The following is a 1,036-nucleotide window of genomic DNA, read 5'->3' on the forward strand; positions in this document are numbered from 1 at the left end:
ACGTGATGCAAACGGTGATTTCACAGCGCATGTCGATTCCGTTTACTGCTGAGCCTTTGAATCTGTATCGCTCCTTACGCTGTTTGAATCCTTCTCCCTATATGTACTTTTTGAACTTGGGCGAGTTTCATATTGTCGGCTCATCACCTGAAATACTTGCGCGCGTAGAAGAGGGTGAAGTTACTGTTCGGCCGATTGCTGGTACTCGCAAGCGCGGCATGAATGAAGAAGAAGACTTAGCCTTAGAGAAAGACCTACTCGCAGATCCTAAAGAATGCGCCGAGCATTTGATGCTAATCGATTTAGGACGAAATGATGCTGGCCGCGTTAGTGAAATTGGCAGTGTAGAGCTCACCGATAAAATGGTGATAGAGCGCTACTCTCATGTTATGCACATTGTCTCGAACGTGACCGGCAAGCTAAAACCCGATACCAGTCCGATTGATGTATTACGCGCGACTTTCCCTGCCGGTACTCTAAGTGGTGCCCCGAAAATTCGTGCGATGGAAATCATCGATGAGCTTGAGCCGGTTAAGCGGGGCGTTTATGGCGGCGCTGTTGGTTACCTCTCATGGAATGGCAATATGGACACGGCGATTGCCATTCGCACCGCGGTCATAAAAGACCAGGTATTGCATATTCAAGCCGGTGCGGGAGTCGTTGCAGACTCGGTACCGCAAAGTGAGTGGGATGAAACCATGAATAAAGGGCGCGCTGTATTCAGAGCGGTGGCAATGGCAACTCAAGGCTTAGACGGGTAAGGAGAAAAACAATGCTATTAATGATTGATAACTACGACTCGTTTACCTACAACGTTGTTCAGTACTTGGGCGAACTCGGTGCCGATGTTCATGTTTACCGTAACGATGAAATTACCATCGAAGAAATTGAAGCGCTAAAACCTAGTAAAATTGTGATTTCACCTGGCCCCTGTACGCCAAACGAAGCCGGTGTATCACTGGCTGCCATTGAGCACTTTAAAGGCAAGCTTCCAATTCTTGGTATTTGTTTGGGTCACCAAAGTATTGGCCAGGCT

The 1,036-nt window shown here is 47.9% G+C and carries 1 protein-coding gene and 1 pseudogene; both read left to right on the plus strand.

Annotation, left to right across the window (positions count from 1 at the left end; all coding sequences use genetic code 11):
- Positions 1-761: anthranilate synthase component I family protein (locus A3729_RS22090; RefSeq protein WP_197475984.1), on the plus strand; the 761-nt coding region annotated here is incomplete at its 5' end.
- 11 nt (positions 762-772) lie between these two features.
- A pseudogene (locus A3729_RS22095) lies at positions 773-1,036 on the plus strand (anthranilate/aminodeoxychorismate synthase component II); the annotation flags it as partial.

The sequence above is a fragment of the Oleiphilus sp. HI0043 genome, from assembly GCF_001634935.1.